The following is a 25,630-nucleotide window of genomic DNA, read 5'->3' as shown; positions in this document are numbered from 1 at the left end:
CATACTATAGAAAGTAGTTCTATACTTTCTAAACGAAAAAAAACGAGCTAGCCATTATAGCTAGCCCGTTTTCGTCGAAACGATTTAATCCATGCCTATCCAAACACTCTTCACCTCTGTATAGTTATCGAGTGCATAAGATCCCATTTCCCGACCGATACCCGACTGTTTGTATCCTCCAAACGGTGATGCCGCATCGAATGCATTATAGCAGTTCACCCACACAGTACCAGCCTTTAAGCGGTTCGCTACATAATGTGCATTGCGTACATTTTCCGTCCAGACACCTGCTGCGAGTCCGTAATTGGAAAGGTTTGCACGATCAATGACATCATCAAGATCCTCAAACGGCATTGCCGCTACAACAGGTCCGAAGATTTCTTCTTTAGCGATTGACATCGAATCATTTACATCTGCAAAGACGGTCGGTGATACGAAGTACCCCTGTTCATATGGCTTCGTTCCACCTGTTAAGACCTCTGCACCTTCACTCTTTCCTTTTTCAATATAGCCCATTACCCTGTTGTGTTGCTCTTCAGAAACGAGCGGCCCCATTTCGGTAGTAGGATCGAGTCCTGCCCCTTGCTTGATTTTTTCAGAGTGGGTAACAAGATCTGCGACTACATTATCAAACGATTTTTTCTGGATATAAAGACGTGAACCTGCACAGCATACTTGGCCTTGGTTGAACATGATTCCCATCATTGCCCCAGGGATCGCCTTGGACATATCCGCGTCAGGCAGGATAATGTTCGGCGACTTTCCACCAAGCTCAAGTGTTACGCGCTTGAGGTCTTCGGAAGCGGTTCGCATGATCAACTTTCCTACTTCAGTTGACCCTGTAAATGCGATTTTATCAACCTGCTCATGTTCAACAAGTGGACCGCCTGCTGTTTCACCATAACCTGTAATAACGTTGACGACACCTTCCGGGAACCCTGCTTCTTGCATCAATTCCGCTAGATATAGGGCTGATAAAGGTGTTTGTTCGGCTGGCTTCAATACGACTGTACATCCGCTTGCAAGTGCAGCACCGAGCTTCCATGCTGCCATAAGGAGTGGGAAGTTCCATGGAATAATCTGCCCGACTACACCCAACGCTTCATGTCGAGTATAGTTGAAAAACTTTCCTGCTACAGGGATCGTTTGACCGACGATTTTTGTCGACCAGCCTGCATAATATCTGAAATGTTCGATTGCTAAAGGAACGTCCGCATTGGTTGTTTCGCGGATTGGTTTCCCGTTATCGAGCGTGTCTAACTGTGCCAATTCCTCTTTATTTTCTTCCATTAGATCAGCGAGCTTATAAATCAGACGACTTCTGGATGCCGCACTCATCTTCGACCATGGACCTTCGTCGAATGCTTTACGTGCAGCCTTCACCGCGCGATCTACATCTTCTTTATCTGCCTCACTTACGACTGCAAGGACTTCACCTGTGGAGGGATTCAAGGTCTTAAACGTCTTACCTGATGCAGAGGGTACCCATTCCCCGTTGATAAACAACTTTTTCGTACCATTCAAAAATTCCGCGACTTTCGGCTTCAATTGTGCGTCTAATACTTTTTCCATTTTCATCCTCCTTAAAAAATAAGATGCACGTCACTTATTCTCGAAAAAAGAATGAAAACCCTTTCATTTTAATAGGATTGTAATAAAGTTTCCATCGCTAAAAATCTACAATTTCTGCCATCAGGCTATGATTTAACCAAATTAAGGCTGATTAAGGGCTAATGAACTTCCATATGTTCATACAAAATAAAGTTGTTGAATTTTGGCGACTTAAAGCCGCATTCTTCCGTTCAGAGATGCGGCTGTTTCAAAAAAAAGTTGTTGAATTTTCATAAACGACTCACATTAACAGGTAAAATTCGTAATAAAAAAGTTGTAAAAAAACAATCTTCAACAAAAGCGCCCGATTGCGGAATATCAACAATTGTTTTTTTCGCTAACTTGTACCAAACCTTTTAGCTGCTCTGACACGAGCACGCTCAGCTTCGACCTCACGATTGCGAGGTTCTGCACCGGTTTCCAGAGTGTCCAATAGATTCCTAGTAATCATTGCTACTTCATTGACTGCACGATTAAACGCCTCCTCGTTCGCCTTTGAGGGCTTGTTATAGCCCGTTATCTTTCTAACGTACTGAATAGCTGCTGCATGAATCTCTTCATCGGAAGCTGGCGGGTCGAAATTAAATAATGTTCTAATGTTTCGGCACATAAATTTCTCCTCGTTTTGTTTTCATTTAAATACTAAAAAGATCCAAAATAGAAATGCTTAAAAATCAATCACTAATAAAAAAGAAAAGTATTTCCTCTTGCAGAAATACGCTCTTTAGCTGAAGACTAAACACATAAAAGGAGGCATCTATAGAGAGGTTTAGTTTTCTATAGATGCCTGTGAATATACATCTGGTTGTATAATTGCTCTTCGAGGTTAAAACATTTTTGTCCATCAACTATCTCCGGCCCGTTGTCGTGATAGGTTCAAGGTACATTGTTAGAAAAAGACTTATAAGTACTTATCGCTAATCACTTTCAAATGGTGTAACTCGTGCCCGACAATGCCATATGCAATGGTACCTATCGAAACCGGGCTGTTCATTACAGTTCCACTACGACCCCATGCTGCATCATCAATGGTTGAAATAAGACTTAACGTGTTGGAGCGTACCGTGTCTAAACCTACTAGTAACTGCTCCCAGGATAATTTGTTGAAGTTTGCCGCAGAAACGTATTGATCCTGATCCATTGCTGGGAGTGGCGCACTTTCATTTCGCGCAATGGCAAGCATTCGATACGACATTACACGTTCCGCGTCGGCCATATGCCCAATCACTTCTTTTAAAGTCCATTTCCCTGGTGCGTACGCCTTCCTTGCTGACTCCTCTGATATGCTGCTCAAGAAGGTAATGGTCTTAGTTCGTTGCTTACTAAGTATTTCTTCAATATCCCCATCTGGCACAAGACTAACATACCTATCATTCTCTGGATTTTCAATAGATAATGGTCGTGGACGCACAAGAATCCTCCTCATCGGAATAGTTATTTATGCTTTGGCAGGTGTGGGACTGTCGCCATGCATTTTTAGCTCAATAACAATTATTTCAAATTTCCAAAAACTTCGCAAGGCGTTACTCCATTAAATGGCCCGATTGTTGAAGATCGTTTTTAGATTGTCTACAATAGCTTTATTGCAGAAAAGCCTCCTTCTGTTGAAGAACAATCATGTCGGACGGGGGACGGTTGGCAGGTTCCGTCCAAGAGTTATTGTTTAATGGCGATTCACAACGCAATAATTAGTATTTAATAGATTTAGAGAGGGCTAAATCAAGAAATGACCCCAGATAGATTCCAGGGTCATCAATACTATTGTTAAATTATATTTCTATCCATATTGTAACTTCTAAAATTTATTTTGATTTATCCAATTCATTATTTGCTTGGCGTCTTTCCTTCCACTTGTAATACTTTTTATCAATCCAAGAGTTAGGTATTAAAAATCCTTGAAGTACCCAGATCGCAAAGATAATTAAAGACAATTTACCGAAAAACTTCTCGTTTATATATACCATACCGAATATCAAAAAAGCCATCAAATACAGAACAACTACTGATGCGTATAATTTTACTCTTGAATGCGGTTTTAACTCTGCCTTCCGTGTGTATATTAATCCAAATGTAGCGATAACTAGGAATGGTATTATATAAAACTGGGCATCTAATGATTGTGGCATATTTCATCCCTCCTTCAAATTCAATATCAATCGAAAGTAAACACACTAACCAAGGTTTATTTCGGATTTTTAATAGAGCCAATGAAAGAAAGTCTCCCGTTTAGAAAAATCAAAGTAATTATTATAAATATCCTTAGCCTCACGTCCAACATCCTTGATTTCACGTTTTAAAGGTTTGACAACAGAATCCTCAAGATGTTGACCTGTGGTTTTATCTGTAATTCCTTCAACAACTACATTCCCACTAGTATAAATAGCTGCTAATGCAAATCCAGCTCCGCCAGTAGAAACCCCAAATGCAGCCATAGTAGCTCCAGTTGCTCCTGAAACAGCCACTGCATCTAATGAAGCTGATGTCCAACTTTGTCCTCCTATAAAATGGTCTGTGACTATTCCAATACCATTCCCAGCAATGGGAACAGCCCAAGAATATTTAGCTAATTTTGGTATTCCTTCTAAGATACCATTCCCAACTGTTTCTACATGGTTTGAGCTAACTAATCCAACAACTGGGGTAAGGAGATCAGACCATAATGAAGAGGAACCTTCTTTTGGACTATGTCCACTTGGATCTATAAGTGTAACCGGATTGTTATAGGCATAGATGTAATTGTTTTGTGATATAGGGTCATCTTTAAAGCCTTTGAAAGTATCTTTGGTTATGAATCTTCCGGTATTTGGATCATAATATCGGGCACGTAGATAAATCAAATCAGCTTCAGCTTCTCGTTGTTCACCTGTAAACTGCATATTTGTATCTTCGGTACCGCTTTTGCTACGGATTTTTCCGAATGCATCGTATTGGAGCCTAGCAACCACATCACCTAAACGATCCGTTAAGGCGATTGTACTGCCAAGAGCATCGTTAAGATAGTAGAAAATACTGCCGTCCGCATTCTCTTTGGCGATCAGCTCTTTGCCATAGATGTATTTCGTTGAAATAGAACCGGTTCCGTCATATTCAACTAACAACCTGGATAGTGATAACCCTTGATCATAAACGTATTCAATTATTTCACCATTGACTGTTTTCGCAACCTTTTCACCATCGCCGTTATACGTATAGTCGATCGTTTGACCGTTCTCTTTGATGGTGACCTGGGTTAACCGGTTTTCACTATCGTAGCTGTAGGTATTTGTCCCTTTCCCCGTCTGATTTCCATTGGCATCATAACTATAGGCTGTAGACCCTTCCGTGGTTAATTGATCGGCATCATTATACGTATAGGAGGTTGTACCATTACGATTCGTCAGACTTTTTCGGTTCCCGTTTGCATCATAGGAATAGGAGATCGTCTCCAAGTCAGGGTACGTAACATCTGTTAGCTGGTTGAGAGCATCATACGTATAACTCGTCTCACCTAATATTCCATCCGTCATGCTTTTTCGATTTCCGTTGGCATCATACGTATAAGAGCGTTCACTAAGGACCGTTTGGTCAAGCGCACTTTTAATCGTTTTCACTTCTCCAAGGCTGTTATACGTATAATTCGTTGTTACCCCGTTCGGAAGAGTTTTTTGGTCAGTTAGCCCGCGTGGGTCCGGATCAATTTGAGTAACCTTACCGTTCCAATCGGTTACACTCACCATTTGATCGGCTTTGTTATAGGCGTAGGTAACAGTTGTCGCATCTGGATACGTAAGCGTTTTGAGATTACCGTTATCGTCATACGTATAGCTGACCTCGCGCCCGTTAGGGTCTGTCACACTCTCCAATTGACCCCGGTGCGTATACGTATAAACCGTTTCACCAGTTCCGTCCAACATGGATAACCGATTTCCAGCTGCATCATAGGTGTAAGTAACCGATGTACCGTCTGAGTACACTTTTTTCGTTAATTGGTCAAGGCGGTCATACTGATAATCTATTATTTGGCCTTTAGAATCTATTTTTATATCAAGATTCCCATTCCCATCATACTCGTATTCAGTTGTATTTTGTAGAGGATCTGTTTCCGTTACTTGCTGGTTAACGGCGTCATATGTATAGGTTGTGATGTTACCTTTGGCATTGATCACTTTGGTCCGGTTTCCAACATTATCATATTGATATTCAGTGACGTTCCCTTTCGGATTGGTTACTTTCGTTAACCGTGAAAACTGATCATACTGATAAGATGTGGTTTGACCTATTCCATCCGTAGCTGTTAAGACATTACCCAGCGTATCATAGACAAAACTTTTCGAACGTTCTCCGCCGTCAATGTACTCAATGGTCTTTGACTTTTGATTCCGTTCATCATATAAGAACTCTTTGACAACTGGACCTTCTGTAATGGTAACAACCTCATCAGGCTTCCAAGGGGCGCTGTACGTATCCTGGTTTACTCCTTGGTATTCCAACCTAAGATCACCGGTCGTTGCTTGTTCATATATTTGGTCTTTAGTTTTAACTCTGGTTACCTCTCCATAGGCACTAGTTTCAGCATACGTCGTAGTCGTGTACCTGGTACGTAGTTTCGTAGCCGGTTGTTCAGCTGTAAGATCGACCCATTTTGTATCTTGGTCCATTGAAGCTTGAAAAACGATATTCCATTGATCATTATACCAAGCTTCCACATAAAAGGAATGCTTGTAATACACATCATAATCAACATAAAAACTAGTGATCACGTCGTCAGAAATGGTGGCGGTGGATTGATCACTGATCGTTTTTTGATTACCGTTTGGATCATATGTATATGATGTTGCATTCAACAATGGATTAACAACTGCGGTTAACTGATCTAGTCCATCATATACTTTCCGGGTTATGTTTCCTTTAGGGTCGGTTATACGAATGACGTTTCCATTCGGATCCCTTTCATATGTTGTCGTCAGCGTCTCTGTTGCACTCTTTTCGATTGTTTTTTCAATCACGCGACCGTTCCCGTCATATTTATAGGTCGTAGTACGTCCGAGAGGGTCGGTTTCACTGAGTTTTTTATTGTTTTTATCATACGTATAGGTGGTTACCTGATCGTTAGGGTCGATCACCTTTATTAAATTATCTTCGTCATCGTAGACGAAATGCGTGGTCCAGTTTTCCTTAACTGCTCCGGAAAGACTACCTTTCGGACTAACTTTCTCGGTCATGCGACCGGCGTTATCAAAGGTATAGTCAGTGACAAACCCTAACGCATCTGTTTCTGTATCGAGATCTCCATGTGAATCATAGGTGAATGTTGATGTATTTCCTTCCGTATCCGTAACCGTCAACCATTGGCCGTAACTGTTGTTAGTATAGGAAGTTTTAACAATGCTCCCATCCGCTTTGGTTCGTTTTTGTTCAATTAAATTTCCATTTGTATCATAGGTGTAATCCGTTTTATATCCTTTGGCATCGATTTTATAATCAATGGTGTTATCGGTGTTGTAAACCATTTCCGTCGTATCATTTGTCGTATCACCATCTGTGTCCGGCATAGTGGTGGTTAAAACGTTACTGCGGTCGTCAAACGTGTACTGGGTAGTGTTGCCATTCTTATCCGTTACGCTCGTTTGGTTCATGTCATTATCAAAGGTAAAGGTTACTTTGTTTCCTTTGGCATCGGTTTTACTTGTGACACGGTAGTGGTCGTTAAATGTATAGATGGTCGTATTTCCATTGTAATCGGTAAACGTCGTTTTTTGATTAGCATCATCGTACCTGAAGGTCGCGACACTTCCGTTAGCATCATATTGTTTGATGACACGTGAGCGCTGATCAAAGACATTTTCGATAAACGTATGCCCCTCTGGATCGGTAATGGACGTTATTCCATTGATGTCGTATGTATAGGTTGTCGAATGACCCCTCTTATTTGTAGCCGTCGTTAACTGCTCATCTCCGTCATAGCCGAATTGTACTGTTCGAGATAATGGGTCTGTAATCGAGTCGATTTTTCCGTTGGTGGTATACGTAAAACTTAATGTTCTGCCTGCCGGGCCCGTTACCGTTTGTACTTGATTTTCCGTGTTATAGGTTAATGTCAGTGAATTCCCGTTTTTATCTGTCATCGAAGCCAAGCGGCCTTGACTATCATAGTGATAAACCTTTTGGTCCTTAAAGTTAAGATCAAACGTGCCGTCACTATTCTGAGTCAGTGTTTCAAAAACCCCTGCTACTGGTTTGAAACCCGTTTCTGTCTTCTCAAAATATACAGTTTTGCCGTCAGGATAATGGACATCAACCGACCCATCCGTCCTGGTCGTGATATTGCTATCATACGTATGACCCCAACCGATGCCTAGCGGTCCATCCGTCCTGTTTGTTGAATTGTAATAACGTTCAAAACTAAGCGGGATACCACCTCGTGTTGGGATATTAATGTCTTTGTGACTATATGTATACGCACCAGTTGCAATATCAACGGGATCGGCTACTTTGGTTTGATTATAATACGAACCAGTCGTTGCATTCTTGGTCTCACTCCCAGTTAAAGCGTAATTAAACTGGTCTGCGGGACCGATCCAAAAGTTATCAATCCATCCTTCCCATGTTTTATCAGGTGATAAAAATCTTTCAAACTGAACTTCTCCTATATAATAAATCGGATGAGCCGGGTCTGGATAGATGGTAATATAATTTGTAATCCACTGATTATAACCACCAGAAACATTGGGGCTGGTAGATCCATCAAGTGCATGAAACCCATGTTTATATCCATAAGTTGTTTTTCTATCAGAAGTTGCATAGTAAGACTCATAGTTCTTTTCAAATGTTCCATCTGCTTTTAACTCAAAATCCTGAACCCTGACACGCCATATATTATCAAGTCCTGCACTTGTATCACTTCTTTTTCCCTAAAAGCAATTATGAATGGTTGATTACCTACGTAGTAAACTTTCTCAGAGCCTCCATACAATACCTGTCCATAATCACTTTTATACGTATTACTAACTGATTCCATATAACCAGACCAGTAATTAGAACCACTTGGACTTGTCACTGGGAGGTAATGTAAACTCCGATTCCCTTCGAGGTCTGGATATCCATTCGAATGATCCAACCAAACCTCCATACTGGAAGATAGAACTTTCCAATCAACTGGTTCGTAGCGATTGTAGACTTCGTCATAAATTACATCTTGAAAATTAGGATTCGTAAAATTTCCTGAACTCCCCACTCCATAAGCATCTGCATGCTTCGGAAAGGTCAGTCCAATTATTACGAAAGTGAAAATAAAAATTAAACAAGATAATCTCTTTTTCGACATATATGTACCCCCATAAAAGTTTATAATACAAATTCTATCTATAATTGATAAAATTTTACATAAGACAATAGTAATGACTCTTATCGGGGTACCAAGTCTTGTTTATTCCATTTGATTAGTAGCTAAATAGATCTTTTGTTTCAATTGCCATCTTTCCTTATTCAATTAATTTGCCCTTTAACGGTATAATTTACAATTTGAAGATGAACCAATTAATTACCTTCCTTATTCCAGAATATGGCCCTTTAACGGAATAACGTGACTGGCGTTTTAAACAACTTTTTTATTTTTAAACGACATTATTATGTTTTAAACTACTTTTTTATTCGCACACACCATACTGTGCATTGAAGATAAAGTTTGCGAGTTTTCGCGTTTAACTCCGAGATTTGCCGTGAAGCTAAGCCGGGGGAAAACAGAAAAAAGCCTGACAACGTAGATTTCCTCTACAGTCAGGCTCATTGATCTAATACTCCAGCGGTTCCTCAATTTGCAGCTTCATTTGTTTACGAAACACTTCACGCACCATGTAGCTGACCCCATTTTGATTGTTTGAACGTGTAACCCAGTCAGCGGCATGCTTTAATTCATTAGGAGAATTCCCCATAGCTACACCAAGTCCTGCATGGTGAATCATCTCAAGGTCATTCGTATAATCCCCGACCGCTACGATTTCCTTACGGGATACTCCTAAATGCCTTGCGAGAATATTAAGCGCTTTTGCTTTACTAACGGATTTGTCGATAATTTCAAATGCACAACGAGTTGAAGAGGTGATTCGAATCTCTTCTATCCGTTCAGTCAATTCTTTGAATGCATTCGCACGCTCTTCATTGTCAAAAAACTGAACATCAATCTTCGGCACAGTCATCGGTTTCTCTTTTAAATGATCACTTAATTGCTCAGTAAAGGTTACTGGATAAAAAAGCGGATCTCCGATTCCCATCGTCATTTTGGCAACGAGCTGTGATTTTTGCTGCACCTGATTTCCTATTGAATACCGTTCATGCAAGAGGCGGATGTGAGCATCGTATTTCTCTAGTATTTGGACCACCTTCAGAACATTTTCCGCAGACATACGTTGTTCATAAAACGGTTCATCAACCGATGAAGCGACGAACGCCCCATTATGTGTAATCAGTATACTATCCAGCTTTAATGCTTTTGCTATTTTTTGTGCAGAAGGAAAATTACGTCCCGTTGCAAGTGTGACATACACCCCTTTTTCCTTTACATATTCGATAGCCTCTTTCGTCGTCCGATCAATCTTGAAGTTGCTTTTCAACAGGGTTCCGTCGATGTCTAATACAAGCATGCGATAAACCAGGATAATCCCTCCAATCTTCCTCAGATTCTAATTGGACTCCTCCTTTTTAATCTCTATGTTCGTAAAAAGGGCTTTAGAACATTTACCGACCCTAAGGTGACATGATACAAGCTTTTTCAGTATTAATAGACTCGTTTTTTCACAAATCAAGACAAGTTCTGCCGATGTGTTATACAATTAATTTAATTCTAGTAGAAAAAAGGATGGGAATTATAACACCCTTGGAGGAATTAAATAATGTACACAAAACAACTTATTCAAGATACGGATTATCCTAGAACAAGAGAAACATTGAAAGAAGACTTGTATTCTCTCGGTATAAAAGAAGGGATGACCGTTATAGTCCATGCCTCCCTTAAGTCGATAGGTTGGGTGAACGGCGGAGCTCAGACGGTCATTCATGCTCTGATGGATGCTGTCACTGAAGAAGGAACGTTGATTCTTCAAGCACACTCTGCACACCTTACCGACCCGGAAGAATGGGAAAATCCACCGATTCCGGATTCCTGGTGGGAAACCGTCCGCAAAACGATGCCTCCATTTGACCCGAAAACGACACCGACTTATAAAATTGGACAAATACCAGAGCTGTTCCGGACGTTTCCTGATGTATTTCGGAGTAACCACCCTGTTATGTCTGTTGCTTCCTGGGGGAAAAATGCAAAAGCGATAACTCAGGACCATCTTTTAGATTACGGCTTCGGTGATGGCTCTCCACTAGCGAAAGCCTATGATCTTGACGCTTCAGTCTTGTTCATCGGAACAGGATTCGATACGCACACATCGCTCCATTTGGCTGAAACGCAATCGGGTGTCAGAAAGCAAGTGAAAAAAGGTGCTCCAATCCTTATCAAGGGACAACATGTTTGGAAGACCTATGATGAAATCGAGTACGATGATGAGGATTTTGAGGCGATCGGTACTGCTTATAAAAAGGTTGCAGAAATTAAAAAAGGAAAAATCGGATCTGCACACAGTATGTTGTTCAACCAAAAGGATTCGGTCGATTTTGCTTCAGATTGGTTGAAGGAGAATAGGAATAAGGACTAAGAATACTGATTTTATGGATTTATCGCCAACGGTTCCTTTGGTCTGGTCGCTTTGAACCATTGAAAACAAAGTATGGATATGACCACAACCTCAATGGCATCCCCACCATAGTACATAAGCATTCCACCTTCTTCTGCCTGGCTGATTGGTACGCCAGCAGGGGGATGGGCGTAGATATATTTTGATAGTATACTGTGAGCTGCTAGACTGATCAGAAGTACGATTGCACGATAAACGAAGCTTAATCGATGAGGGGTAGGATCAATATAAATCAAGGATATTGTAAAAAGGTAACCCGCAACAAAAACGTGTATATGTACGATTAAATGGAGAAGAATGTTATGCGTCATCGCCATGTACAAGTCAGTCGAATAAAGCACCCAAAGTCCTCCGATATTGACGAAAGATGTAATAATCGGGTTACTAAGTATACTCACTGGCCGGCTTCTTAGCACGCGTGATAGACATCGTGCACTTCCAACGTCAAGTGTTCGCATGATAAGAGTCATGGGTGCAGCCAATGCCATCAGGAGTGGAGCAAGCATTCCAAGGAGTAAATGACCGAGCATGTGCACCCCGAAATCCATAAGAGCATGGTTTGCTATAGGTCCGACAATTGTAGAAGCTGCGCATAGAACCCCGAGAGCCCAAAAGACAGTGCGGTATAATGGCCATCGTGTGTGACAATGACTTGATAAAACCGCAGCAACGATATAACTTAACAATATAACAATGAATGGTAACAGTAGAATAAGTTCGAACAGAATACTTCTGCTAGGGTGCATTTGATTATAGATCATTCGCGGTTTCCCCCCTTAAATGTCATGATTTTTTTCGTGTCCGAAAAACTAGTATCAGGCCATTCAAGACCATGACAAGGGAAATCATGACCCAAATCAAGTCATAAATAATCACATTGTCTACATAGCGGATTTGATGTATTCTCATCAGTTTGTGTTGAATGGTACCATCGTATAATTGGAACCCCCCTGCCCCAAGCATCATACCGCCCCACCACCTTTTCAACCAAAATGCATTTCTACGGCGAAGGTCAGCAATAATGAACATCCCCCCAATAGACGCAAACCAACTAAAGGCGTGGAACAGACCATCTGAGATCAGACCAATATTTGTTGTGGATTTGTCATAAAAATGATGCCAATGCAGAAGCTGGTGAAAAACAGTTTCATCAATAAAGGCGGCAAGACCAAGGCCGAATAGCGCGCCAGACCATAAATTACGATTTAAGTAGGCGGAGCGAGAATTTGAGTGATCGGTTTGAGTATCCATGAAATTCTCCTTTTTACTTGTCACACTTGTACTTTTTGAATAACATCTACCAGTTTACCCAGACCATTAAGTTGTAAACAAGCCGCCCCTCTAGTTATCCACCCATTTTCTATCTTAGGTCCGACTACGAAATGAGAAGAGTTAATTTTACAAAGAAAAGAGGACGACCGTTTTAAAAGTCATCCTCTCACCTTTTACTATTCAGGTTGTAGCTTTACTGTTCAGGCTGTTCTTGTTCTGGAGTTCCGTACAATTCTTCCAGTGGCTTTGTAACGATTTTGTTGATGTCTTGAACGAGCATACTTACACGCTGTTCTGCACCCATCAACTTGGAGATCACTTCGTTTTGCTGAACGAGTTCGAAAAGCTGCTGTGCTTTTTGCGCCTCTTCTTCAGAAATCTGTTCACCTTGCATTTGTTTTTGCTGAAGCTCAACCTGCACGTTGCGGAAGTTATCAAACATATTCTTGACACTTTCGTCTGCATTCACTTGAGCGTATAGGTTTTTCAGCTCTTGGAAATCCTCGCTATTACGTAATGCATTTTCTAAATCATATGCCGCATCATGGACATTTTTACTCATAATTAGCCTCCTAATAGGTACTTTTTACGCCGTAACAAACGCATTCCTAATCACTATAACAATCTTTATATAGTGAAGTAAACCAACAGCCCTTGAAAAAGGCCAATGATACCACCAAGTAAGGCCCCAAGGTATGTAATCATTTTCAGTTCCCTGCTCGTTATCGAGAGTACCATTTCTTCAACTCGTTGGAGTGAGAATGATTGGACCTGCTGACGGACCAGCTCTGACAATTTGAGCTTCTCCATAATTCCTTCAATCTGCCCCGCTCCCCATATTAGAGAGCGATCAACAAGTGTTGGTACAAGTCTTTTAACAATTGGGTCCCGGTAGGATTCCGTTAGTTCATGCAACGGTTTGTTCATCAGATCTTTCACATTAACCTGTTTAACGACCCAATCAATCGCTTCTTGCTTACTGTCTTCAAGCTTTAATTGTCGAACGAGATCCTTAACCGGCATACTTTTTATATTCTCCCATTCCTTCTTTAAAATCCGTTCGAGCATGCTCGCTACCGTATCCTTTTTAAGTACTTTCACCAGTTCACTTTGCACTTTATCAATCAAGCTCTCATTTCCTAAAAACATGTTGATCATATTTCCAAGCATTCCACGACCAGCAAGAAATTCATCAATCAGCTGCTTAAATTGTTGCTTTCCCTCACTGCTTTCAACAAACGCGATTAACTTATTTTGAATAAATCGAGTTGATTTCGGAATCAATGCATCTACACGTTCGTGCAATGAATTTGGAAGGGCCGATCCTAGCGGCTGTTCCTCATAGGATTGGATTAAATAGGGAAAACGCTCACCTAGAAGCTCCCTTAGCTTTTGTTCGGCCTGAGCGTCAAGATTGTCTAGTGTTAACCAATCTGCACCGAACTCATTAATCGTTTTGTCTGTTTTTAAAAAAAGATCTATTTCTGTCTGGGTCCACTTAATCAATTCATTACGGAACTCGGATTCAGTCAGCTTTTGCTGTAAGCCTTCCTTCGTAATTAAATGCTTCACAACCAGATCCCCAAGCTGTATTGACAGTTCCTCTCTTCTTTTAGGAATCAAACCTGGTGTAAATGGTAGTTGGTATCTACCGATTTTGATCGGATTGTATGGTCGAAAGAGCATTTTGATAGCAAGGTAGTTCGTAAACCCTCCTATTGCAGCTCCAATGACAATCATGCTTATAATGATCCATAGTACTTCCATCTAACTCAACCTTCCGTTTTATAAAAAAATGTTCAAAAAAGCAACCTTAGGAATTCCCAATTAAAGTCACCGTTATACGATTCTTAACATAGTATACGATATCCGCAGTTGCCTATAAATGCAAGCCTATATCGACCGAGCAAGAAAAGGGAGTCAACCGATGAAACGGACCTCTGCACAATTATCATCTGTTCAAACAACATCCTCTAATCCATATTTTGTTTCAATGAGCAAAATTCTGCTTGATCAATTTAAAATAACAGAAGGGCAAAAGATATGGCTTCGATTTGGGAGTGAGCGGGTACAAGTAACTTGCAAAAAAAGTCCCCACGAGGAAGCAATGATTCAAATCCCGACGAAACTCGGAATTGCCCATTGTTTTCCGATCAAGACTGCCACTTATCCGTTATCCTACAATATTGATCTGCAGGAATTGCGACTTGGACCGATCATCGCTTTGCTTACTGAGAAAACTCCAAATGATACTAGGCTTTTTGGGAATGTCACCGATTTTTCAAGGGAACTTTATACTCTTTGTGCCGAACAGCAGCTGCCCTTTTATTTATTTTCACTTGATGATATTGATAACCACCGAATACATGGGTACGTACTTAACCTTAATGGGATCCAAAAAGTCACATTTCCCCTGCCAGACGTCATTTACAACCGAATTTCAAGCAGAAATATTGAACGTTCCGATGTGTGCAGAAGCTTTTTTGAACAGTGTCAAGATCTCGGAATTGCTTACTTTAATGATCACTTCCTCTCTAAATGGGAAACTCATTGCATATTAGTAGAACTAGATACTGTTGCTGCATATCTGCCAGAGACACTTTTATATGATGGATCCGATTCTGTAGGCAAACTTATCGATAAACATTCGATGGTATTCTTAAAGCCTATCCATGGACGCGAAGGCAAAGGTATCGTCCGAATCCAAACGCATGAAGCAGACCGTGTACAACTCGATCTTTCAAGTGAAACCACTCCATTGAAGTCGTCCCTGTCAAAAAGTACTGCAATTAAATTGTTCGAGGATCTCCTGCCAAAAAACGAATATATTGTACAGCAAGGAATTCCTCTTCTTGATTTTGAAGGTGGAAAAGTCGATTTCCGGATTCTTTGCAACCGGAATGAACATGGGAATTGGCGAATATCATCAACCGTTGCTCGAGTCTCATCCCAGGAACGCTTTGTCTCCAATCTTTCACAAGGTGCCAAAACGTATACAAGCATGGAGATGTTAGAACATTTTTTTGATAAAAAAACCTCGCAGCAATTATTACGGACACTATATGAGGTTGCTATCAACGTTTCCGATTGTATCAGTCATCATGCTGGGGGCATATTCGGGGAGCTGGGTATTGACGTTGGAATCGATACGAATGGACACCCGTGGATCATTGAAATCAACACGAAGCCCTCCAAGCAATACTTAACAGGGAATCGAACATCCGAGATCCGCCCTTCTGCAAGAGGGGTGTTTCAATTTGCCCGATTTCTCTCAGAATCAACTTTCAGTTCCGTTTAATCGACTGATAAGATTGTTCTACCTGCTCCATTTTGTGATGAATTTCTAATCTATTTTAAAACGTTCGCCCTTTAGATTTCAATGAAAGGAGAAATAGGAATGAACCTTCCGATGCATTTGAGCTTAATTGATGAAAAGGATGATGTTCTGTATGTCCCAGCCGTTCATTTTCGCCGCTGGGTTGAACAACGCTCGTTTCCGAAGCTTGTCATGTTTGGCACTCACGAACAACAATGTCGGGTTCACCCCCACCCTGATCAAAAAAACGAGTATATGATCTCAACACAGCTTGCCAAAAAGCTGCTCCTCCCCGATGATCGAGCTTACTATGTGATTGAGCGTGATCATACATTAAGAATCGGTCCAGTCGTCGGGATTTTGACTGCTGGATTTACTCCGGCGAGTGCACGTCCAATCGGAGAACGGTCGCTAATGTTTGCAAAAATGCTAGCTACATCAGCAAAAATGGGGATTGCAGCCTTTGTATTTGGACCTCACCACATTGACTGGAATAACCGAACGATTAAGGGATACATTTATATGAAAAACCGATGGCAACAAATCACATTCCCTTTTCCGGATGTTATTTATGATCGTCTTCCAAATCGAAAGTCTGAGACGATGGATGTGTCGTCCAAAACAAAAGATCGTTTCATGACGGAGCATTCAATCACCTGGTTCAATCCTGGTTTTTTTGACAAATGGAGCATTCATCAATTGCTGTTAAATTCGGATTCGGCTAAAACATATTTACCGGATACAATCACTTCTCCTGATGAACAATCGATTGAGGATTTTCTCGATAAATATGGAAGTGTTTATGTAAAGCCATCGAATGGAAGCCTCGGAATCGGCATCCAGCAATTGATCAAGAAAAAAGGGGATCCTCACTATTACTGTAGGTTTCGCACCGGTACACGAAATCGATTGAGAAGATATACAAGCCTACGACGTCTGCTAAAACGGCAATTCTCAAAAGGCATGGATTCCTATATGGCCCAGCGTGGGATTCATTTGCTTAGCTGGAATGGGAACCCGATAGATTTTCGTGTTCATACGAACAAAGACCGAAGTGGCAGATGGCAGGTAAGTGCAATTGCAGCTAAACAGGCAGGAGAAGGAAGTGTGACCACACATGTTACGAGTGGAGGCCGTGTACTAAGTATTCAGGAGCTGTTCCACGAAATTGGCAAACCGAAAGCAATCGTAAATGCAATCCAGAAAGCCGCTCTCGATTTGAGTGAATCCCTAAGTGAGAACATTAAAGGGCTGATTGGTGAAATTGGATTTGACCTTGGAGTTGATGAGGACGATAAGGTTTGGATGTTCGAAGCAAACTCGAAGCCAGGCAGAAGCATCTTCATACACCCCGATATGAAGGGATATGAACATAAAACGAGGAGTCTACCATTTGAATATTGCATCTACTTATTCGAACAAAGCAGAAAACAGACGGAATCGGTGATCAAATGATTTCGGTTAGCTGGGATTCCACCTTAAATCATTGGGTACATCATGAAAAAGATATCAACGTGGTTTGGGGTGTAAACAATGAGAAAGTTATCTATCAGCAAGAGCCCCTCTACCCTGCTTTTTCATGTAAAAAAATTAATTCAATTCCAGCTAAAGCAGGTCCTGTAATCGGTATCCTCTCATCTAAAAAAACGAACTTGCCTTTTGTCGGTAATTTGGATACTTTCCGAAGGCTCTCCTCATACGTTCATTCTCAGGGCGGGATTGTTTTTATCTTCACACTTGAGGATTACCTAAGCGATTCGATTAGAGGTTATATTCATGATTCATCAAGACAGCAATGGATGAGAGCCTCTTTTCCTTTGCCTGACTTTGTTTACAATCGGATCGCATACAGGTCTGACGAAGAAAACCCTAACTTCCACTCATTTATACAAGTGTTGACCGAGCGCGGGATACCATTTTTTAACCGAGGATTTTTTTCAAAGTGGCAAACGTACCTTTCCTTTAAAAATCATCAATTACTGGCTCCCCACCTACCTGAAACGAAGCTATTAACTTCTATCAATGATTTGGAGCACTTTCTCAAATGTCACCGAACCATCATCGTCAAACCGATTTCCTCCTCACAAGGAAAAGGGATCTTCAGTCTTACAAAACAGGAGAATGATCAAGTTCACTATTTTTCGAACAAAGGGCACCAAACGTTTGAAAACCTGGAGGAAATGCAAGAAATCCATCCGTTATCCACCAACCTTTATCTGATGCAGCCACTGGTTAATCGAACCGAATACAAGGGTCGTCCGTATGACTTTCGGATCCTCGTCCAGAAGATATCAGATAAATGGAAGGCCACAGGGGTCGGTGTTCGATTGGCGGGAAAAGGAAAGCTTACGACCCACGTTCCAGCTGGGGGTGAAATTTTATCCATTGATGATGTTCCCATCCAATTCGATCTTATTGAACAAATCTGTGAAGTAGCTGGATCGGCTCTTGAGCAAGTCTATAGACCTGTAGGAGAATTCTCAATGGACCTCGGCATCGATCAATCCGACCACTATTGGGTCTTTGAAGTGAATTCCAAGCCAATGGTATTCGATGAATCAATGATCCAAATGAAAGCAACCGAGCAGTTTTACTGTTACGCCTTAGATGTAACGGGCTTTTCTGCATTCAAACATATTCACTCCACCTATCACTCATACTAAGGGTAAAAAAGGAGTGTGGACTATGCCGGATAAAGGGCCTCAATATGAAGGAAGAGCCGAAGCATATATGGATATTGATCGGATGGTCAATGAAGGAATGGCAGGTGGAACCGTTTCAGGTCGATATGATCAAAGACAAATCGAACAGAGCTTAGAACTATTTGAAGAAGCCCCACCCGTTGAATTGAATGAGGATGGTTCGCCAAAAAAAAGCGGAAAGCAAAAGCAGGGTTAACTTTTATAGGCCCTGCTTTTTCCTATCATTTTTCATACGTCAGGCAGGGTAATCTCATACCCTTTTTGTATAATATGTTCGATCAAAGAACCTAAAACAGCTACAGTTTGCGGTAACTCATGCAGCAATATAACCGCACCGTCACGGATATTATCGATTACATTCTTGACGATTTGCTCAGGATGCTGTTCACATTCCCAATCAAGACTCGCAACTTCCCATAACAGAGGCCGAAGATCATTGTCCTTCAATACGTTCAACAGGTTCGAATCGTATTGCCCATAAGGTGGACGGAACCAATCGACAGGTTCGCATGCAAACTTCTGCAGCTTACAAACCCCCTCTTGTATTTCAGTTTGCTGTTCAAGTTTTGTCAGTTTCCTGAAATCAACATGATCATTACCATGCAAACCGATTACATGGCCATCCTCCTCTACCTTTTTGATTAGTTCTGTGTCGGTTAGATTAGAGGTTAACCAGAAAAAAACAGCTCTGACACCGTGTGCACTTAAAGTGTTAAGAATCGCCTCAAGGTATTCGGTTGGCCCATCATCGAAAGTAAGCACAACTTTCTTGTTATCATTTGAATCATCCTTTTGAATGTTCGTGACAATCCGTGAATCGTTCCAGCCGTACACGACTGTATTTGTAGTGATTCAAGGCGAGCACCCCATCGGTCTGCCTCCTTCTTATTTAGTTTTCCAACAACCTACCTTAATTGTTATAATATAAGCAACCGTTTTGAAAAGAAAGGGATTAACCCATGATCGATAAAATAAAAGAATTGTTTGGGGATCGAGTCATAATGAATGCTACCGACGTCGAACATGCCAATGCTTATAATTGGTATCAAACTCCCGATGGCGTGGCGTTCGGAATTCTTGTCAGCTCTTTAACTGAAAAAGAAACCAATCTGCTTGACGTTTTCCTTAGACCGCTCCCTGCCCATCACGTTCATTTCACGAAAGAACAAACCATTTGGAAGCAGCTGCTTTTCAATGGGATACACCCTGATCAAACTCACTCCATCGAAACGAGTCGAATATTACAAATCCAAATTCAAAGCCATGAATCTGAGCAAGAGCTTTTTGAGGAAGCCATTCAAAATATGCTTTCGAAAAAGTTGATTTTTTTATGGCAAAATCCATTCAACCTGTTAGTTATCGAACCTTATACAGACGAGGTCATGACTCCTAAACAATTTAAAGGCTTAATGCAAACGATTGAAAGTGACCTTTATATGAAAGCGATTGTTTTTATCGGTTCCTCATTCGAATCGTTTCAGGATGCCTTATATTGCTTTGAAAAAGAATCTCGGATTTTCGAGGCGATTCTTTCAATAGGATTGAAGGATCGGGTATTCACACTTCCTTCCTCACTCCCATTTTATTTGCTGACTCAAGCCAACGCTGATGACCTTACGTTTATCCGCAATCAGCTTATTCATGAGGTCGAGCCTGAATTGATTGATACTGTAACCATGCTATTAAAATGCAATCTGAATTATTCCCTTGCCGCAAAAAACCTGTTCATTCATCGGAATAGCTTGCAATATCGGATGGACAAGTTTAGTGAAAAGACTGGTTTAGATTTAAAAGAAACTCCTGACGCTGTTACAGCTTATTTGCTGCTCCAAATTAAGTGAAGTTGTACAAAGTGCCCAATCTAGTTTCAAAAATTTTGTGCAATTCTCCAATTTACGTCCACCCATAAATTCTCTACACTTAAATCAGAAGGATAAAACGCTTACATTTTGGGAGGTCTTATCAATGGCAGATATTCGTATGAACAGTATCGTAAAGCGCTACGATAAAGATGTAACAGCCGTACAGGACTTTAACTTGGACATTCAAGACAAGGAATTTATTGTTTTCGTAGGACCATCAGGGTGTGGGAAATCCACTACACTTCGAATGATCGCTGGCCTTGAGGATATTTCAGAAGGAGATCTCTTTATTGGTGATAACCGTGTAAATGACGTTGCACCAAAGGATCGGGATATTGCTATGGTGTTCCAGAACTATGCGCTTTATCCTCATATGAATGTATATGACAATATGGCGTTCGGTTTGAAGCTTCGTAAATTCAGTAAGAGTGAAATTGAAACCCGTGTCAAAAATGCAGCTAAAATCCTTGGACTTGAAGATTATCTAAACCGTAAACCAAAAGCATTGTCTGGCGGTCAGCGTCAACGTGTCGCTCTAGGAAGAGCTATCGTACGTGACCCGCAAGTATTCTTGATGGACGAGCCTCTTTCAAACCTTGATGCAAAATTAAGAGTTCAAATGCGTTCAGAAATCACAAAGCTTCATCAACGTCTGCAAACAACTACGATTTATGTAACGCACGATCAGACGGAAGCAATGACAATGGCATCCCGAATCGTCGTTATGAAAGATGGAGTCATTCAACAGGTTGGGTCACCTAAGGAAGTATATGATACTCCTGAAAATATTTTCGTTGGTGGTTTCATCGGGTCCCCAGCAATGAACTTCTTAAATGGTAAACTTGAGGAAAACCATTTTGCTATGGAAAACGTCAAGGTTACGGTTCCTGAAGGTAAACTGAAGGTTTTACGTGAACAAGGTTATGTTGGAAAAGATATCGTTCTTGGAATTCGTCCAGAGGATATTCATGACGAGCCTTTATTCACCGAATCGTCTGAAGGGACGAAAATCACCGCAACTATTGATGTAGCTGAATTGATGGGTGCTGAAACATACCTTTATTCAAAAGTTTCAGGCCAGGACTTCATTGCTCGAGTCGATTCACGCTCAGACATCCAAAACGGACAAAAGCTTGAGCTTGCGTTCGATATGAACAAATGCCATTTCTTTGATGCAACGACAGAAAAACGAATCGAATTATAATTTGATTTTCCAAAGGTTGACTCATTAACTTGAGTCAACCTTTTTTTAATTGTACATAATACTTAATGATTGACTTTATGTAGCTTCCTCACTACAATAGTAAAGCGGAAATAGTTTTCCTATCGTTTTAATCGGAATTAACAACAATTAGGAGGAATAGCATATGAAACGACAATGGCTCTTAGCCCTTTCGTTCACTCTAATACTTAGTTTATTAGCAGCTTGTGGGACTGGGACAGATGATGAACAGGATCAAGCTGCAGGAGAGAAACGTGAGACACTTACTATCGGAACAGAGGCAACGTACCCACCTTTCAGTTTCCGTGATCCAAAAACCAATGATATTACAGGGTACGATGTCGATATAGCACGCGAAGTGGCAAAACGAATCGGTATGAAAACCGAATTTGTTCCGACAGAATGGAAAGGGATGTTTTCTTCCCTTGATACTAAACGGTTTGATATGATTGCGAACCAGGTTACTATTACAGATGAACGGAAAGAAAAATATGACTTTTCAATCCCTTACACCGTATCAGGCGGGCAGGTTCTCGTGCACAAAGAAAATACTGAGATTAAAGGAATCGAAGATCTCAAGGGAAAAGTCGTCGGAACGACACAAGGAAGCAACTATGCAAAGGCTGCCAAGGAAGCAGGAGCTGAAGTCAAATATTATAAAGGGATTGCTAAGGTCCTTGCTGAATTGAATGTTAAGCGAATCGAAGCTGCATTGAATGACCGGCTCTTTATCCAGCAGGAGGTAAAGGGTAGTAATTACGAAGTAAAAGCTGTCGGTGACACATTTAATAAAAATGAAATGGCATTTGCTTTCCGTAAAAATGAAGATGAGCTTATCGAAAAGGTGAACAACGCATTAAAGGAAATGAAGGAAGACGGAACTCTCGCAAAAATCTCGAAGAAATATTTTGGGGAAGATGTAAGTGAATAACGAAACGATACAATTGATGGTCAACTCCCTCCCGTTTTTACTGGAGGGAGTTAAAATTACTGTTTTCTTAAGCATAATTGCGATTTTCACCTCGCTGAGCCTTGGACTAGTCATCGTATTGATGCGGATATCAAATTCAAAAATCTTATCTGGCTTCGCACGGTTATATGTATCCTTTTTCAGGGGGACTCCTTTATTGACACAGCTGCTGATCATCTATTTCGGCCTGACTTGGCTTTATACGTTTACTGGAATCCAAGCAGCGATTATTGGACTAACTCTACACTTCAGTGCTTATATATCTGAATCGTACAGAGCAGCAATACTTTCTATCTCAAAAGGACAATGGGAAGCATCCTATTCTCTTGGAATGAGCACTGCTCAAACATTAAAAGAAATCATTCTCCCACAAGCATGGAGGCGTTCAATTCCACCTGTCTGGAACTCATTGATCGATATTGTTAAGGGCTCTTCCCTTGCTTCCGTCCTTGCTGTACCGGAATTAACCGCAAGGGCTGAACAAATCGCAGCATCTAACCTAGTTGTATTTTGGATTTTCCTTGAGATCTTGTTTATGTATTGGGCATTAACTACATTATTAGGTTTTGTTCAAACGTATTTAGAACGAAAACTTCATGTTTCAGCTTAATTATGAGCAATGGCTCCCTGCTGTTGCTTTTTTTGATTTCGAGGCTTTTACTGTTTTAATGATTCGAGCAGAGCTTATTATTAATTTGATTCATTCCGCCATTCGTGGATTAATAATACATTTTCAGACGAGCATTGTACACAATAGAATACATGAGGACATAGCTTCTCCTTTTCGTCCTCAGGATATCCATCCTCCATTTTCATACCATCAATTTCAAGGTACGGACTATAGTCATCGTAATAGTCCATAACTCTCCCGCTATCCTCCATTCTCCCAAGGCAGGTCGGACATCGATATTGGGTTACGCTTAACTGGTTGCAGACCGGACACATTGACATCTTTTTAGCCCCTTCTTCCTGAACGATAGGATTGTTGATAAATTGCAAATTACATAGCTCTTTTACATATGGAAAAGAAGGGATGGACTTAACCACCCCTTCAGAGCCAAGTTATAATTGTTATCTACTTCCACCCATCTGTGCTTGAGCTTGTTGAACTAGACGCTTAGTAATTTCTCCTCCAACAGAACCGTTAGCACGAGAAGTTGTGTCAGGCCCAAGTTGCACACCAAATTCAGAAGCGATTTCAGTTTTCATTTGATTAAGAGCTTGTTCTACACCTGGTACTAGTAATTGATTGTTGTTAGGCATTAATCTCACCTCCTCCTTGGTACACATAGTTTGTGTCATTCAAATCACCTTATACATTAAAACATTGGAAATTAATAGCACAGAAAGGCCGTAAATTAGGAGTTGAAAAAAGATCATTCAATTAGAAAAAACATATAAAGAAAAATCGGCGATTGCCGAGCCTTCAAGCGAGAGCAGGGTGTAGTTGCGCTTATAATTATAGAAAGTATTTTTAACTAGCAAAAAAAGCATTGGAGATTCGTTTCTCCAATGCTTTTTGCTTTACTTATCCGATTATGATTTGTTCTTTTGGATAATGATACTTTTCCTTGACGATATTTCCTCGAATCAAGAACAGGAAGGATAGGATTCCAACACGTCCGATGAACATCAATAAAATGATGATGATCTTTCCGGGTGTACTTAATTGTGCAGTGATCCCCATTGATAAACCAGTTGTTCCAAATGCTGAACAGACCTCAAACAAGACAGGCATTAATGGGAAGTTTTCAATAACCATTAATGCAACAACAGCAGTACCACAAACAATAATGGCCATGCTAAACACGACAAATGCTTTGATGATATCTTCAGCAAGCAATTCACGACGAAACACTTTTATGGATTGATTACCCTTCGCAAATGTATATATGGATAAAATGATAATGGCGAAGGTCGTCGTTCTAATTCCTCCACCTACTGAGCTAGGTGAGGCTCCAATGAACATTAAAACGGACAAAACGAGCTGAGTTGGTTCTGTATAAAGACTGACATCCAATGTTGCGAGCCCACCATTTCGCGATGTGACGGATTGGAATAAAGAGTAAAATAATGCCTCATGCCAGGTTTTATCCTTATAAAAATGGTTCCATTCCAAAAGCAAGATCAAAACAGTTCCCACTACAATCAAAATAAAAAACGTAGCAGTTGTTAATCGTGTAAATAATGAAAACTGATACTTTCTTTCTTTTGATGTTAAATATTCTTTAATTTCTAATAATACTGGAAAACCTATAGCACCAAGGATTAAGAGTATCATATTAATAAATTGCACAAAATAATCATGGGCAAATGGAATCAACGACTTACCTGTAATATCAAATCCTGCATTAGTTGTTGCACTGACTGATGCAAAGAAACCTTGCATAAATGCCTCTTGCCAGGTTGAAAAATAATTGAGAAAATAGAGCCCTAAAATCAAGGTACCTATTGCTTCGATAATCAGAATCAAAACAAGAATTTCCCGCATTATTTTTACTAAGCCCTGTAATGTTGTACGATTTTGGTCAGTCATGATCAATTGACGTTCTCGTAAGCCTATTTTTTTACCGACAAGTAACCAAATAAACGTTCCAAGAGTCATGATACCGATACCGCCGAACTGTAAAACGAAGGCAAGGATGAAATAGCCCGCTGTATTAAACGTTTCAGCAGTCGAAACGACTGTCAAACCAGTTACACTAATTGCACTGACTGCTGTGAACAATGCATCTATGAAAGACCAATCAACTCCTTGGCGATGAGCAAACGGCAAGCTTAATAACGTCGTTGCCATTACGACAGCACCAAGGTAAAATAAAACGATCATTTGTACAGAAGTAAGTCTGATTTTTCGTATACGCCGAGTTCTCTTCATCGCTAAACACCTTTAAAGTTATTTATTCAAGTATATTTTCAAAAAGGAGGATAAAAAGAGCCGAGTAGTTCAAGGCAC

General features: G+C 40.6%; 24 protein-coding genes. 9 read left to right on the top strand and 15 right to left on the bottom strand.

From position 1 onward, the window contains the following. Positions 1–84: 84 nt before the first annotated feature. From MOJ78_RS03935 to MOJ78_RS03905, 7 genes are all read right to left on the bottom strand, one after another. On the bottom strand, positions 85–1,572 hold the full coding sequence (locus MOJ78_RS03935) for an aldehyde dehydrogenase family protein (protein WP_370529762.1): 1,488 nt from the start codon (positions 1,570–1,572) through the stop codon (positions 85–87). A 376-nt stretch (positions 1,573–1,948) separates the two neighbouring features. Next, positions 1,949–2,221, bottom strand: a complete 273-nt coding sequence (locus tag MOJ78_RS03930) for a DUF2277 domain-containing protein (protein ID WP_304979911.1) — start codon at positions 2,219–2,221, stop codon at positions 1,949–1,951. Positions 2,222–2,512: 291 nt separating this feature from the next. Then, entirely contained in the window at positions 2,513–3,022 is a 510-nt protein-coding gene (locus MOJ78_RS03925; RefSeq protein ID WP_304979910.1) for a DinB family protein, read from the bottom strand. Positions 3,023–3,413: 391 nt separating this feature from the next. Further along, entirely contained in the window at positions 3,414–3,737 is a 324-nt protein-coding gene (locus MOJ78_RS03920; RefSeq protein WP_304979909.1) for a hypothetical protein, read from the bottom strand. 69 nt (positions 3,738–3,806) lie between these two features. Next, the gene (locus tag MOJ78_RS03915) at positions 3,807–8,063 is read right to left on the bottom strand and encodes an RHS repeat-associated core domain-containing protein (protein WP_370529803.1); all 4,257 of its coding nucleotides are present in this window, start codon (positions 8,061–8,063) and stop codon (positions 3,807–3,809) included. 368 nt (positions 8,064–8,431) lie between these two features. Further along, positions 8,432–8,914, bottom strand: coding sequence for a hypothetical protein (locus tag MOJ78_RS03910; RefSeq protein WP_304979908.1), 483 nt, complete (start codon positions 8,912–8,914; stop codon positions 8,432–8,434). A gap of 466 nt (positions 8,915–9,380) precedes the next feature. Next, a complete protein-coding gene (locus MOJ78_RS03905; protein WP_304979907.1) occupies positions 9,381–10,229 on the bottom strand; it encodes a Cof-type HAD-IIB family hydrolase in 849 nt (282 codons plus the stop codon). 249 nt (positions 10,230–10,478) lie between these two features. Between MOJ78_RS03905 and MOJ78_RS03900 the strand changes: the two genes are divergently transcribed. Beyond that, complete coding sequence (locus MOJ78_RS03900) at positions 10,479–11,291, top strand: AAC(3) family N-acetyltransferase (RefSeq protein WP_304979906.1); 813 nt, start codon at positions 10,479–10,481, stop codon at positions 11,289–11,291. A gap of 11 nt (positions 11,292–11,302) precedes the next feature. Here the strand turns inward: MOJ78_RS03900 and MOJ78_RS03895 are convergent, their stop codons facing one another. The 4 genes from MOJ78_RS03895 to MOJ78_RS03880 all read right to left on the bottom strand — a co-directional run bounded on the left by MOJ78_RS03895 (position 11,303) and on the right by MOJ78_RS03880 (position 14,369). Then, a complete protein-coding gene (locus MOJ78_RS03895; RefSeq protein ID WP_304979905.1) occupies positions 11,303–12,091 on the bottom strand; it encodes a cytochrome c oxidase assembly protein in 789 nt (262 codons plus the stop codon). Between the two features lie 22 nt (positions 12,092–12,113). Next, entirely contained in the window at positions 12,114–12,581 is a 468-nt protein-coding gene (locus tag MOJ78_RS03890; RefSeq protein WP_304979904.1) for a DUF2243 domain-containing protein, read from the bottom strand. Between the two features lie 214 nt (positions 12,582–12,795). Then, complete coding sequence (locus MOJ78_RS03885) at positions 12,796–13,164, bottom strand: YlbF/YmcA family competence regulator (RefSeq protein WP_304979903.1); 369 nt, start codon at positions 13,162–13,164, stop codon at positions 12,796–12,798. A gap of 65 nt (positions 13,165–13,229) precedes the next feature. Then, positions 13,230–14,369 (bottom strand): DUF445 domain-containing protein, encoded by a 1,140-nt coding sequence (locus MOJ78_RS03880; RefSeq protein ID WP_304979902.1) that lies wholly within the window; start codon positions 14,367–14,369, stop codon positions 13,230–13,232. Between the two features lie 160 nt (positions 14,370–14,529). Here MOJ78_RS03880 and MOJ78_RS03875 point away from each other — a divergent pair, with 160 nt between their 5' ends. The 4 genes from MOJ78_RS03875 (at position 14,530) to MOJ78_RS03860 (ending at position 18,816) form a co-directional block, all read left to right on the top strand. Then, complete coding sequence (locus tag MOJ78_RS03875; protein WP_304979901.1) at positions 14,530–15,900, top strand: YheC/YheD family endospore coat-associated protein; 1,371 nt, start codon at positions 14,530–14,532, stop codon at positions 15,898–15,900. A gap of 99 nt (positions 15,901–15,999) precedes the next feature. Then, the gene (locus MOJ78_RS03870; RefSeq protein WP_304979900.1) at positions 16,000–17,373 is read left to right on the top strand and encodes a YheC/YheD family endospore coat-associated protein; all 1,374 of its coding nucleotides are present in this window, start codon (positions 16,000–16,002) and stop codon (positions 17,371–17,373) included. After that, positions 17,319–18,581, top strand: coding sequence for a YheC/YheD family endospore coat-associated protein (locus MOJ78_RS03865; protein ID WP_304979899.1), 1,263 nt, complete (start codon positions 17,319–17,321; stop codon positions 18,579–18,581). Before MOJ78_RS03870 ends, MOJ78_RS03865 begins: the two co-directional genes overlap by 55 nt. Positions 18,582–18,603: 22 nt before the next feature. After that, positions 18,604–18,816 carry a hypothetical protein gene (locus MOJ78_RS03860; RefSeq protein WP_304979898.1) on the top strand — a complete coding sequence of 71 codons (213 nt, stop codon included), beginning with the start codon at positions 18,604–18,606 and terminating at the stop codon, positions 18,814–18,816. A 32-nt stretch (positions 18,817–18,848) separates the two neighbouring features. On the opposite strand, the gene MOJ78_RS03855 is transcribed toward MOJ78_RS03860, so the two are convergent. Continuing rightward, positions 18,849–19,454 (bottom strand): polysaccharide deacetylase family protein, encoded by a 606-nt coding sequence (locus MOJ78_RS03855; RefSeq protein WP_304979897.1) that lies wholly within the window; start codon positions 19,452–19,454, stop codon positions 18,849–18,851. Between the two features lie 125 nt (positions 19,455–19,579). On the opposite strand from MOJ78_RS03855, the gene MOJ78_RS03850 reads away from it, so the two are divergent. From MOJ78_RS03850 to MOJ78_RS03835, 4 genes are all read left to right on the top strand, one after another. Further along, complete coding sequence (locus tag MOJ78_RS03850; RefSeq protein ID WP_304979896.1) at positions 19,580–20,461, top strand: PucR family transcriptional regulator; 882 nt, start codon at positions 19,580–19,582, stop codon at positions 20,459–20,461. Between the two features lie 124 nt (positions 20,462–20,585). Next, complete coding sequence (locus tag MOJ78_RS03845; protein ID WP_304979895.1) at positions 20,586–21,686, top strand: ABC transporter ATP-binding protein; 1,101 nt, start codon at positions 20,586–20,588, stop codon at positions 21,684–21,686. Between the two features lie 163 nt (positions 21,687–21,849). Then, on the top strand, positions 21,850–22,635 hold the full coding sequence (locus MOJ78_RS03840) for a transporter substrate-binding domain-containing protein (RefSeq protein WP_304979894.1): 786 nt from the start codon (positions 21,850–21,852) through the stop codon (positions 22,633–22,635). Next, positions 22,628–23,284: an amino acid ABC transporter permease gene (locus MOJ78_RS03835; protein ID WP_304979893.1), complete on the top strand. Its 657-nt coding sequence runs from the start codon at positions 22,628–22,630 to the stop codon at positions 23,282–23,284. The genes MOJ78_RS03840 and MOJ78_RS03835 overlap by 8 nt, the downstream gene beginning before the upstream one ends. Before the next feature lie 80 nt (positions 23,285–23,364). Here MOJ78_RS03835 and MOJ78_RS03830 read toward each other — a convergent pair whose 3' ends face one another. The 3 genes from MOJ78_RS03830 to MOJ78_RS03820 form a co-directional block, all read right to left on the bottom strand. After that, positions 23,365–23,535 carry a hypothetical protein gene (locus tag MOJ78_RS03830; protein WP_370529761.1) on the bottom strand — a complete coding sequence of 57 codons (171 nt, stop codon included), beginning with the start codon at positions 23,533–23,535 and terminating at the stop codon, positions 23,365–23,367. Positions 23,536–23,745: 210 nt separating this feature from the next. Further along, positions 23,746–23,937, bottom strand: coding sequence for an alpha/beta-type small acid-soluble spore protein (locus MOJ78_RS03825; RefSeq protein ID WP_304979892.1), 192 nt, complete (start codon positions 23,935–23,937; stop codon positions 23,746–23,748). A gap of 265 nt (positions 23,938–24,202) precedes the next feature. Next, positions 24,203–25,552, bottom strand: a complete 1,350-nt coding sequence (locus MOJ78_RS03820; RefSeq protein WP_304979891.1) for a TrkH family potassium uptake protein — start codon at positions 25,550–25,552, stop codon at positions 24,203–24,205. Between the last annotated feature and the right edge of the window lie 78 nt (positions 25,553–25,630).

It is taken from the genome of Alkalihalobacillus sp. AL-G (genome assembly GCF_030643805.1).
In the GTDB taxonomy this organism is placed as follows: Bacteria; Bacillota; Bacilli; order Bacillales; family Fictibacillaceae; genus Pseudalkalibacillus.
The sequence above is the reverse complement of the archived record's forward strand: the minus strand, read 5'-3'. Positions and strand labels throughout refer to the sequence as shown.

Coding starts and splice junctions, on each gene's coding strand:
- MOJ78_RS03935 (WP_370529762.1), bottom strand. CDS start 1,572: ATGGAAAAAGTATTAGACGCACAATTGAAGCCGAAAGTCGCGGAATTT.
- MOJ78_RS03825 (WP_304979892.1), bottom strand. CDS start 23,937: ATGCCTAACAACAATCAATTACTAGTACCAGGTGTAGAACAAGCTCTT.
- MOJ78_RS03820 (WP_304979891.1), bottom strand. CDS start 25,552: ATGAAGAGAACTCGGCGTATACGAAAAATCAGACTTACTTCTGTACAA.
- MOJ78_RS03885 (WP_304979903.1), bottom strand. CDS start 13,164: ATGAGTAAAAATGTCCATGATGCGGCATATGATTTAGAAAATGCATTA.
- MOJ78_RS03850 (WP_304979896.1), top strand. CDS start 19,580: ATGATCGATAAAATAAAAGAATTGTTTGGGGATCGAGTCATAATGAAT.
- MOJ78_RS03870 (WP_304979900.1), top strand. CDS start 16,000: ATGAACCTTCCGATGCATTTGAGCTTAATTGATGAAAAGGATGATGTT.
- MOJ78_RS03875 (WP_304979901.1), top strand. CDS start 14,530: ATGAAACGGACCTCTGCACAATTATCATCTGTTCAAACAACATCCTCT.
- MOJ78_RS03895 (WP_304979905.1), bottom strand. CDS start 12,091: ATGATCTATAATCAAATGCACCCTAGCAGAAGTATTCTGTTCGAACTT.
- MOJ78_RS03830 (WP_370529761.1), bottom strand. CDS start 23,535: ATGGACTATTACGATGACTATAGTCCGTACCTTGAAATTGATGGTATG.
- MOJ78_RS03890 (WP_304979904.1), bottom strand. CDS start 12,581: ATGGATACTCAAACCGATCACTCAAATTCTCGCTCCGCCTACTTAAAT.
- MOJ78_RS03860 (WP_304979898.1), top strand. CDS start 18,604: ATGCCGGATAAAGGGCCTCAATATGAAGGAAGAGCCGAAGCATATATG.
- MOJ78_RS03920 (WP_304979909.1), bottom strand. CDS start 3,737: ATGCCACAATCATTAGATGCCCAGTTTTATATAATACCATTCCTAGTT.
- MOJ78_RS03910 (WP_304979908.1), bottom strand. CDS start 8,914: ATGTCGAAAAAGAGATTATCTTGTTTAATTTTTATTTTCACTTTCGTA.
- MOJ78_RS03900 (WP_304979906.1), top strand. CDS start 10,479: ATGTACACAAAACAACTTATTCAAGATACGGATTATCCTAGAACAAGA.
- MOJ78_RS03880 (WP_304979902.1), bottom strand. CDS start 14,369: ATGGAAGTACTATGGATCATTATAAGCATGATTGTCATTGGAGCTGCA.
- MOJ78_RS03930 (WP_304979911.1), bottom strand. CDS start 2,221: ATGTGCCGAAACATTAGAACATTATTTAATTTCGACCCGCCAGCTTCC.
- MOJ78_RS03905 (WP_304979907.1), bottom strand. CDS start 10,229: ATGCTTGTATTAGACATCGACGGAACCCTGTTGAAAAGCAACTTCAAG.
- MOJ78_RS03840 (WP_304979894.1), top strand. CDS start 21,850: ATGAAACGACAATGGCTCTTAGCCCTTTCGTTCACTCTAATACTTAGT.
- MOJ78_RS03845 (WP_304979895.1), top strand. CDS start 20,586: ATGGCAGATATTCGTATGAACAGTATCGTAAAGCGCTACGATAAAGAT.